This window comes from Ilumatobacter sp. (genome assembly GCF_049588435.1).
Lineage (GTDB): Bacteria > Actinomycetota > Acidimicrobiia > Acidimicrobiales > Ilumatobacteraceae > Ilumatobacter_A.
The window spans coordinates 1-9,278 of the sequence record NZ_JBAVYV010000040.1 but is presented as its reverse complement, the minus strand read 5'-3'; the positions used below and the strand labels follow the sequence as shown (position 1 = coordinate 9,278).

Below are 9,278 nucleotides of genomic sequence, written 5' to 3'. Positions count from 1 at the left end.
CGCGGAGGCCGTGCCGACCCGCCGGAGCGGCCTGAGCGACCGCCGCGCCCCGACCCGAGCTTCGCAGTGCGCAGTCGCTTTGCGACGTCGCGCCGGTAGCCCTTGCGCTGCGGGCCGAAGTTCGGTGGCAACTTGATCGATCCGACCGGTTCGGGAAGGTCGATCAGGTCGTCTCCCTCGACCTGGATCACGTCTTCACCCTTGGTGATCACCGTGAGACGAACACCGGAGCGACGATGCGCCACGGCCACGACCGCGACCGGGCCGCTGATCTCGCGCTTCGAGAGCTGGATGATGGCGCCGGGCTTGAGTTTCGCCATCGCGCCGCGCATCTGCCCGGCCGACGCGTCACGACGCTGTCGACGATCGTCGGACTCACCCTGACGGAGCCGCCGGTACTCGTCGATATCGCCGAACGGACTCTCCGCCTCGGCGCGCTTCTCGGCGAGCGTCGCCCGTTTGCGCTCGAGGCGGGCCTCGATCTGCACGACGTCACGATCGGCCTGGAACTGGGCGAACGAGAGGTTGAGCAGGCGATGCGACTCCGCGGCCGAATGGGTGCGGATCAGGTTGGCCGTCATGTTGTACGTCGGACGGAACACCGAGCGGAGATGGAACGACGAGCTGGACGCGAGCTGGGCCGCCTCGTCGAATCGCACCCATGGCGACCACAGCACGATCGCGTCGCCGGTCTCGTCGAGTCCGCGTCGGCCGGCACGCCCGGTCAACTGGGTGTACTGACCCGGCGTCAGCTGTTCGTGGTGTTCACCGGTGAACTTGGTGAGCTTCTCGATCACGACCGACCGAGCGGGCATGTTGATGCCGACCGCGAGGGTCTCGGTGGCGAACACGACCTTGATCAACCCGGCGATGAAGCAGGCCTCGACGACCTCCTTCATCGCGGGGACCATTCCGGCATGGTGCGCTGCGACACCGGCCTCGAGCTGGCGGACGAACCGCTCGTAGCCGAGGACGTCGAGATCGTCAGGATCGAGTGCCGACAGACGCTCGTCGACGATCGCCCGGACGGCCGCTCGATCGGCGTCGGTGCTCACGACGATTCCGGCGTCGACGCAGGCCTTGGCCGCCTCGTCGCACTGTGCGCGGCTGAAGATGAAGAAGATCGCCGGCAACAGGTTCTTCGATTCGAGGAGTTCGACGGTGTCGATCCGGCCCGGGGTCGCCAGTCGCCTCCCGCCACCGGACGGTCCGCTGCGGTCGCGTCCACGACGGTCGTCGCGTCGTGGTCGTCGCCGCGCCGCCGACTCGTCGAGTCGCAATGCGTCACGGTTCAGACCGCCACCGACGAACATGTCCATCAGATGGAGACGGTTCTCGTCACGATCCGCCACGAGGTACTTGTTCGACAGCTCCACCGGCCGCCGACGTTCGACCACCGCCGAGGTCGGGCCGCGCACGGTTCCGATCCAGTCCGCAAGCTCCGCGACGTTGCTGACGGTCGCCGAGAGGGCGATCAGGCGAATGTGGTGCGGAAGGTGGATGATCACCTCTTCCCACACCGGCCCTCGATAGGTGTCCTGGAGGAAGTGGACCTCGTCGACCACCACCGTGCCCAGTTCGCCGAGATCACGCCCGGCGTAGATCATGTTGCGCAGCACCTCGGTCGTCATCACGACGATCGGGGCATCACCGTTGATCGAGTTGTCGCCCGTCAGGAGACCGACCGCGCGTTCGCCGTGGAGCTCGACCAGATCGCGGTACTTCTGATTCGACAGCGCCTTGATCGGCGCTGTGTAGAACGAGCGCCGTCCGTCGACCCGGTCGGCGGCGATCCCGTACTCGGCGACCACGGTCTTGCCGCTGCCGGTGGGGGCCGCGACCACGACGTTCCGTCCGGCATCGAGCGCATCGAAGGCGTCCACCTGGAAGCGGTCAGGGGCAAAGGGCAGCGAGGAGATCAGTTCGTCTCGGTCAGGTCGCACGGTCACCGACCGATCAGGTGGCCGAGCGGGCTGTGCGGCGACCGGCGAGATAGCCGATGAGGACGGCGACGAAATACAGCACGATCATCGGTGCGGCGAGCATCATCAACGTCACCGGGTCGCCCGACGGCGTGATCACCGCAGCGAGGCAGAACACGCCGACGATCGCATACCGCCACGCTCCGAGGAGGACGCGCGGCGACACGACACCGACGAGCTGCAGGAACACCAGCAGCACCGGCAGCAGGAACCCGACGCCGAACGCGAAGATCATCAACCCGACCAGACTGATGTACTTCTCGATCCCGAACACCTGGTTGACGTTCTCGCCGGACCACGAGATCAAGAACTCGAGGGCCTTGCCGACGGTGATGTACGCCAGCGTCGCTCCGGCGCTGAAGAGCACCACGGACGAGACCACGAACGGGATCGCGTACTTCTTCTCCTTCGCTTCGAGAGCGGGGACGACGAAGCGCCAGATCTGCCACAGGATGACCGGGAGGGCGATGATGATCCCGCCGTACAGGCCGATCCGCATCCGGGCGGCGAAGCCCTCCGTCGGGCTGAATGCGTTGAGGCGTTGGTCGGGCGGCGGACAGAACGATGTCGGCTTCGAGTCACACAGGTCGTTGTACGGCTGGGCGAGGAAGGTGAGGACCTGATCGTAGAACGCGATGATCAGCACCGCTCCGATGACCACGGCGAGCGCGGCCCGGATGATCCGCGTCCGGAGCTCCCCGAGGTGCTCCGTCAGCGTCATCGTGTCCGCCGGCTTCTCAGCCGTGGCCGTCATGCGCTCTCCTCGAGCGGATCGTCGAACGGATCAGCGGGTTCAGCTCCGGATGCGGAGTCTGCACCTTCTGCCGTCTCGCTCGAATCGCCGGTCGCACGCGCTGCATCAACACGATCCGCGGCCGCGGAGGCGCTCGCCGACTTCTCGGCGGCATCGGCGATCTGCTTCGGATCGACCTGGTCCTTGATCAGGTCGGCGGTGGCGCGCATCTCGCGCATCGGTTCGTCGATCGCCGACTTGAACTCGCTCTGGAATCCGCTGCTCATCTTGCGCAGTTCGTTGTAGGTCTGGGTGGCCCGTTTGATCGCTCCCGGAAGCTTCTCGGGGCCCAGCACGACCAGGGCGAGCAGCAAGATGAAGATGATCTCGCTGCCCTGCAGATTGAACACGGGTCGAGTCTACGACCATGACATCATGATCAGGAATGCAGCAACGCCTCCCCTCCCGCCTCGATCCGCCCATCGCATTCGCCCATCGGGGAGCCCGCGCCCACGCTCCCGAGAACACGCTCGAGTCGTTCGAACTGGCCCTGCGTCTCGGCGCGACGGGCCTGGAGAGCGACGTCTGGATCACCTCTGACGGCGTCGCCGTGCTCGACCACGACGGCGTCGTTCGACGTGGTCTCCGGCGGATCCCGATCGCTCGCGTCGCCTCCTCCGAGTTGCCCGGCCACATCCCGAGCCTGGAACGGTTGTACGAGACCTGCGGCACCGAGTTCGACCTCTCACTCGACGTGAAGGACCCCGATGCCTACGACGCGATCGCCGCGGCCGTGCGCAACCGACCGTCCGACGCGGCAGGGCGGACCTGGCTCTGCGACCCGGTTCTCGACCACTTGACCGAACGACGTACGAGCCTCCCCGACTTTCGCCTCGTCCACTCGACCCGGCTGGCAAAGCTCTCCCCCGGCCCGGAACGGCACGCCTCCGTGCTCGCCGAGGCCGGCATCGACGCGATGAACATGCACCACACCGACTGGAACGGCGGCCTCGTCGTGCTCTTCCACCGGTTCGATCTGCTCGCGTTCAGCTGGGATCTCCAGTTCGAGCACCAGCTCGAAGGTGCTCTGCGCATGGGGGTCGATGCGATCTACAGCGACCACACCGACACCATGATGGAGGCGATGTCACGCGAGGTCGGGACGCCCTGAACTCAGAGCCACTGCCAGTCCGAGCGCGGCCAGAACACCACGAACGCCCGACCGACGAGGTCATCCTCGGAGATCGGCCCGAGCACCCGACTGTCCTGGGATCCGCTGCGATTGTCGCCCATCACGAACACGTGGTCATCGGGCACCGACACCGCCTCGAAGTCGCCTCCGCACGTCGGCGAGATCACGGTCATGTCCAGGTACGGCTCGTCCAGGACGCGTGACTCGCCGGATGTGGCGTCGGTGATGCGAACCTCGCAGTCGGTCATCTCGATCGACTCTCCCGGAAGCGCGATCACCCGTTTGATCAGATCTCGTTCGGAGGCGCCGTCGATCTGGTGCAGTACGACCACGTCTCCCCGATTCGGGTCGTGGAGCCGGTACGAGAGTTTGTTGACGAAGACCCGATCGCCCGTCTCGAGCGTCGATTCCATCGACGAACCCTCGACGATGAAGTGTGCGATGACGAAGCCGCGGACCAGGAAGGCGACCGACAGGGCGACGGCGATGACGACCATCCAGTCGAAGAACGCACGCGCCGTCCGGTTGGGCGGATCATCGTCGAATCCGATGTCATCCGGTTGCTCGATGTCGGTGTCGGAACTCACGAAGTCCTCACGGTACCGCTTGCGCGACCCAGCGATGGGCCACGGTCAGAGCGTTTCGATCAACCGCTCGACCCGTTCGTCACGGCTCTTGAGCGGGTCCTTGCACAACACGGTGCGTTGGGCCTGGTCGTTCAGCTTGAGATGCACCCAGTCGACCGTGTAATCGCGTTTGCGTTCCTTCGCCCGCTTCACGAAATCACCACGCAACCGAGCCCGGGTGGTCTGCGGAGGGGTGTCGACCGCGGTTTCGATGTCGGCATCGGTGCAGATCCGCTCGACCAGCCCACGATCCTGCAGCTTGTAGAACGGACTGCGCGTCCGGCTGACGTCGTGGTACTGCAGATCGAGCAACTGGACCCGGGCGTCGCCGAGCCCGAGGTCGTGCCGCTCGCGGAACGCCTCGAGCAGCTTGTACTTGATCACCCAATCGACCTCGCGGTCGAGTTTCAGCGGATCGTCCTCGATCGTCTCGATGCAGTGCTGCCACATGTCCAATGCCCGCTGCTCCATCGGCGGGAACCCCTGTGCGTCGGCGTAGCGCAACGCCCGATCGAGGTACTCCCGCTGGATGTCGAGGGCGCTGACGTCGCGCCCGTTCGCCAGACGAACGGTGCGCCGACAGGTGATGTCGTGGCTGATCTCCCGGATCGCCCGGATCGGGTTCTCGAGGGTCATGTCGCGCAGGACGACCTGCGGGTCCTCGAGCATCCGCAGCATGCATGCCGCTGCGCCCATCTTCACGAACGTCGTGTACTCGCTCATGTTCGAATCGCCGACGATCACGTGCAGCCGCCGGAACCGCTCGGCATCGGCGTGGGGTTCGTCGCGGGTGTTGATGATCGGACGACTGCGGGTGGTCGCCGACGACACCCCTTCCCAGATGTGCTCCGCCCGTTGGGCGATCGAGTAACTGGCGCCACGCGCCGTTTGCAGGACCTTGCCCGCACCGGTGTAGATCTGCCTGCTCACGAAGAACGGGATGAGCACCTCGGCGTAGGTCCCGAGGTCGTCGTCGCGCCGGGTCATGTAGTTCTCGTGGCAGCCGTACGAGTTGCCCGCCGAGTCGGTGTTGTTCTTGAACAGGTAGATCGTTCCGCGGATCGACTCCTCCGCCAGGCGCTCCTCGGCCGACGCGACCAGGTCCTCGAGGATCCGCTCCCCCGCCTTGTCGTGGACGACGACGTCGTAGACCGAGTCACACTCGGGTGTGGCGTACTCCGGGTGGGAGCCGACGTCGAGGTAGAGCCGGGCGCCGTTCTGGAGGAACACGTTGGAGCTGCGACCCCACGACACCACCCGCCGGAACAGGTACCGGGCGACCTCGTCGGGGCTCAGCCGACGCTGCCCGCGCAGCGTGCACGTGACGCCGTACTCGTTCTCGAGTCCGTAGATCCGTCGCTCCACTCCCGCAACCTAATCCAGGCCCGAGGCGAGCGGCTGGTGAACTCGAGCACGGGGGAAGATCTTCAGGAAGTTCTCGGAATAGAAGCGCTCGCGGACCTCCGGCGCCCGATCACCGAGTGACCGCTCGAATCGTCCGATCGGATCCTTGCCGCCTTCGACGTGGGGGTAGTCGCTCGAGAACAGGTACAGATCGTCGGCAGAGGCGTCGATGAAGCCACCGACGTCCTCGAACACGAACGGCGTGAATGCCATCTGGGCACGCAGCGTCTCGGACGGTGTCCGTTCGAGTTCGGCCAGGTACCGGTCGACCTTCTTCCACGAGCGGACCGTCCAGTCGAGACGATCGAGCATCGACGGCACCCATCCGGCGCCGAGTTCGACACTGGCACCACGCAGGTCGGGCAACCGTTCGAAGACTCCGTCCATCACCATCACCGACAGGAACGTCTCGGGACCCTGGTGGAGGACCGCCATGTCCTTGCTCCGGATGTTCTCACCGCCGCCCATCCAGTCACGCGCAGCCGGTCGGCCCGTGTTGGCCCACCGCGTGTCCAGCTGCAGTGGAGCGCCTCCCACGTGGAGGACGAACGGGGTGCCCGACTCGGCGAGACGATCCCAGAACGGATACAGGTCGACGTGACCCGGCGACCGATCTCCTGCGGGATGGTGCGGGACCCAGATCGCCTCGAGCCCGGCGTCGATCGCAAACTCGACCTCGAGCAGCGCGAGATCCGGATCGTCGAGTGGAACGACGCCGACTCCCATCAAGCGGTCGTCGTCGGCGCAGAAGTCGCGCATCGCCAGGTTGTGCGCACGTGCGGCGCCATAGCGCACGTCGTCGGGCAGCTTGCGGCTGGCCGAGAACGGCGTCGCCACACTGTGCGTCGCGAACACGAGTTGCTTGCTGAAACCGAGCATGTCGAGCGCGACCGATCGGTCCGCTCGATCGAATGCTCCGAGGCCCTGGATCTCCTTCGACTCGGCGATCAACCGATCTCCGAGCGCGATCTGCGCCTCGACGTGCGCCGCGCTGTGTTTCGATCCGTTGGCGACGATCGCGTCGACCTCCTCGTCGGTGACGAGGGATGCCTCGTAGCTCACCGGACGGAGTTGGTCACGGATCGACGCGTCGGCGTAGTCGATCAGGAAGTTCGGCAGCTCCATGATGTGGCTGTCGGCGTCGTAGTACGCCCGGTCACTCGGTGCGTAGGTCATGTCGGTGCGTCGGTCATGTCGGTGCGTCGGTCATGCGGGTCCCCCGATCCTCGGCAATCCACCGACCCTACGCCCGGCGCGACCGTGCTCAGGAGTCGGTCAGCAGGACGTCGACGTCGGGTCCCGGGACGCGGTGGAAACAACGCCGCCCGTTGCCGCGTGAGAGCACGGCGACCTCGAGGTCGCCGGAGGGAATCTCGCGATCGTCGCCGGCCAGAACCGACACGCCGGTACGCACCGCTGTGGACAGGTTCATCACGTCGGACCACTGTGTGCCGAGCCGGTCGCGGATCGCCTCCGCGTCGCCGCCGATCGCCGCGAAGTCACGCTCGTCGACGACCGTTCCGTCGTAGAGGATGTGGAACATCTGGTCGCCACCACCGTCGAGTCCGACCTCGGCCACGAGGATCTCGACCTCCATCGGCTTCATCTCGTGGGTGAAGATGTTGCCGAGCATCTGGGCGTAGCTGTTGGCCAGGCTCCGTGCATCGACGTCGTCGCGGGAGTACTGGAATCCCTTGAGGTCGGCGGCACGGATGCCGGCGACGCGCAACTGGTCGAACTCGTTGTACTTTCCGACGCCTGCGAACGCGATCCGGTCGTAGATCTCGCTCACCTTGCGCAACGTCTCCGACGCGTTCTCGGCGACGATCACGATGCCGTCGACGTAGCGCATCGCCACGAGGGCACGACCCCGGGCGATGCCCTTCCGCGCGTAGTCGGCGCGGTCCTTCATCATCTGTTCGGGGGCAACGTAGAACGGCATGCTCATTGCTGCGGGGTCCTTCCGTTGACCTCGGCGATGATACGCGTGTAACGAGCAGCGAGATCGGAGTCCTCGAGACGTTCCCAGCCGGCCTCGTCGATCGTCGCGATCACGGGATAGATCCCGCGCAGCACGTCGGGGCCACCGGTCGCGGAGTCGGCATCGGCTGCCTCCCAGAGGGCTCGTGCCGCGAGGTCGACCGCATCGTCGCGGCTGAGATCACCGCGGAAGCCGACCTTGACCACCGTTCCGGCGTGCAGGCTGCCCGAGCCGGTCGCGACGTAGTCACGCTCCTCGTAGCGCCCACCGGTGGCGTCGTAGTCCCACAGGCGGCCGGTGTGACGGAGCAGGTCGTAGCCGGCGAAGATCGGCACGACGACCATTCCCATCATCGCGGCCTGGAGGTTGCTCCGGACCATCGCCGAGAGCTGATTCGCCTTGCCTTCGAGGCTGATCGCCGAACCCTCGACCTTCTCGTAGTGCTCGAGTTGGAGTTGGAAGAGTCGGACCATTTCCATCGCCGGACCGGCCGACCCGGCGATCGCGACGCCGCTGTGACGGTCCGCCTGGACGACCTTCTCCATCGTGCGGTGCGAGATCAGGTTGCCGGACGTGGCGCGACGGTCGCCGGCCATGACCACACCACCGTCGTAGCGCAGCGCGACGCACGTGGTTGCGTGAGGGACACCGAGGAGGTCGGCGTCGTAGGTGCCGGCAGGTGCAGCGGCGACGTGGCCGATCCGGCGCAGGAGATCGGGGAAGTTGGCGCCGGGATCGTCACCCGGTGCGAAGAACGGCATCGCCACCGTTCACTCTCCGCCCTTCTGGACGTACGACTTCACGAAGTCCTCCGCGTTGGTCTCGAGGACACCGTCGATCTCGTCGAGCAGGTCGTCGAGTTCGGCCTTCAGCTTGTCACCGCTCTCGGTCACCGGAGGCGCGGACTCCTCGACGGACTCCTCGTCTCGGGTCGTGGACGGTTTCGACTTCTGCTGACGCTCTGCCATGGGGCTCCCTCAGTTCGATTCACCGAGCCGGTCCAGCAGGATCCGGGCCGTCTCGCTCTCGTCGATCAACGTACCAACGTGGTCGGCCGTCCCGCGCAGCGGTTCCATCATCGGGACCCGCCGGAGCGGATCGCGCCCGACGTCGAACACGAGCGAGTCCCAGTTCGCCGCGACGATGTCGTCGGCGAACTTGGCGAGGCACCGCCCCCGGAAGTAGGCGCGTGTCGAGGCGGGCGGGTCGGTCATCGCCGACCGTGCCTCGTCATCGCCGACCAGCGTGTCGAGCCCGACCCGCAATGCGAGGCACCGTTCGGCGCGCATGTCGTGGTATTGCAGATCGATCGCCTTGAGTTTCGGCGACGCCGGATCGAGCCCATGACGTTCCTGGAACC

At 66.1% G+C, this 9,278-nt stretch carries 11 protein-coding genes; 1 reads left to right on the top strand and 10 read right to left on the bottom strand.

Annotated features, from left to right (window positions below; all coding sequences use genetic code 11):
• The 3 genes from WBV89_RS01330 to WBV89_RS01320 form a co-directional block, all read right to left on the bottom strand.
• Positions 1 to 1,949, bottom strand: a 1,949-nt coding sequence (locus WBV89_RS01330; RefSeq protein WP_423979536.1) for a DEAD/DEAH box helicase, incomplete at its 3' end; no start/stop codon positions are given.
• A gap of 7 nt (positions 1,950 to 1,956) precedes the next feature.
• Positions 1,957 to 2,736, bottom strand: a complete 780-nt coding sequence (gene tatC, locus WBV89_RS01325) for a twin-arginine translocase subunit TatC (RefSeq protein WP_423979535.1) — start codon at positions 2,734 to 2,736, stop codon at positions 1,957 to 1,959.
• On the bottom strand, positions 2,733 to 3,125 hold the full coding sequence (locus WBV89_RS01320; protein WP_423979534.1) for a Sec-independent protein translocase subunit TatA/TatB: 393 nt from the start codon (positions 3,123 to 3,125) through the stop codon (positions 2,733 to 2,735). Before WBV89_RS01320 ends, tatC begins: the two co-directional genes overlap by 4 nt.
• A gap of 35 nt (positions 3,126 to 3,160) precedes the next feature.
• On the opposite strand from WBV89_RS01320, the gene WBV89_RS01315 reads away from it, so the two are divergent.
• Positions 3,161 to 3,886: a glycerophosphodiester phosphodiesterase gene (locus WBV89_RS01315; RefSeq protein WP_423979533.1), complete on the top strand. Its 726-nt coding sequence runs from the start codon at positions 3,161 to 3,163 to the stop codon at positions 3,884 to 3,886.
• Between the two features lie 2 nt (positions 3,887 to 3,888).
• On the opposite strand, the gene lepB is transcribed toward WBV89_RS01315, so the two are convergent.
• The 7 genes from lepB to WBV89_RS01280 all read right to left on the bottom strand — a co-directional run.
• On the bottom strand, positions 3,889 to 4,494 hold the full coding sequence (gene lepB / locus WBV89_RS01310; protein WP_423979532.1) for a signal peptidase I: 606 nt from the start codon (positions 4,492 to 4,494) through the stop codon (positions 3,889 to 3,891).
• Between the two features lie 45 nt (positions 4,495 to 4,539).
• Positions 4,540 to 5,898, bottom strand: coding sequence for a Pup--protein ligase (gene pafA / locus WBV89_RS01305; RefSeq protein ID WP_423979531.1), 1,359 nt, complete (start codon positions 5,896 to 5,898; stop codon positions 4,540 to 4,542).
• Between the two features lie 9 nt (positions 5,899 to 5,907).
• On the bottom strand, positions 5,908 to 7,113 hold the full coding sequence (locus WBV89_RS01300) for an amidohydrolase family protein (protein ID WP_423979530.1): 1,206 nt from the start codon (positions 7,111 to 7,113) through the stop codon (positions 5,908 to 5,910).
• 88 nt (positions 7,114 to 7,201) lie between these two features.
• Entirely contained in the window at positions 7,202 to 7,885 is a 684-nt protein-coding gene (gene prcA / locus WBV89_RS01295; RefSeq protein ID WP_423979529.1) for a proteasome subunit alpha, read from the bottom strand.
• The gene (gene prcB, locus WBV89_RS01290; RefSeq protein ID WP_423979537.1) at positions 7,882 to 8,679 is read right to left on the bottom strand and encodes a proteasome subunit beta; all 798 of its coding nucleotides are present in this window, start codon (positions 8,677 to 8,679) and stop codon (positions 7,882 to 7,884) included. Before prcB ends, prcA begins: the two co-directional genes overlap by 4 nt.
• Before the next feature lie 9 nt (positions 8,680 to 8,688).
• Positions 8,689 to 8,886, bottom strand: coding sequence for a ubiquitin-like protein Pup (locus tag WBV89_RS01285; protein ID WP_423979528.1), 198 nt, complete (start codon positions 8,884 to 8,886; stop codon positions 8,689 to 8,691).
• A gap of 9 nt (positions 8,887 to 8,895) precedes the next feature.
• On the bottom strand, positions 8,896 to 9,278 hold a 383-nt coding region (locus WBV89_RS01280), incomplete at its 5' end, for a proteasome accessory factor PafA2 family protein (protein ID WP_423979527.1).

Coding starts and splice junctions, on each gene's coding strand:
- tatC (WP_423979535.1), bottom strand. CDS start 2,736: ATGACGGCCACGGCTGAGAAGCCGGCGGACACGATGACGCTGACGGAG.
- WBV89_RS01315 (WP_423979533.1), top strand. CDS start 3,161: ATGCAGCAACGCCTCCCCTCCCGCCTCGATCCGCCCATCGCATTCGCC.
- WBV89_RS01300 (WP_423979530.1), bottom strand. CDS start 7,113: ATGACCTACGCACCGAGTGACCGGGCGTACTACGACGCCGACAGCCAC.
- prcA (WP_423979529.1), bottom strand. CDS start 7,885: ATGAGCATGCCGTTCTACGTTGCCCCCGAACAGATGATGAAGGACCGC.
- prcB (WP_423979537.1), bottom strand. CDS start 8,679: ATGCCGTTCTTCGCACCGGGTGACGATCCCGGCGCCAACTTCCCCGAT.
- WBV89_RS01285 (WP_423979528.1), bottom strand. CDS start 8,886: ATGGCAGAGCGTCAGCAGAAGTCGAAACCGTCCACGACCCGAGACGAG.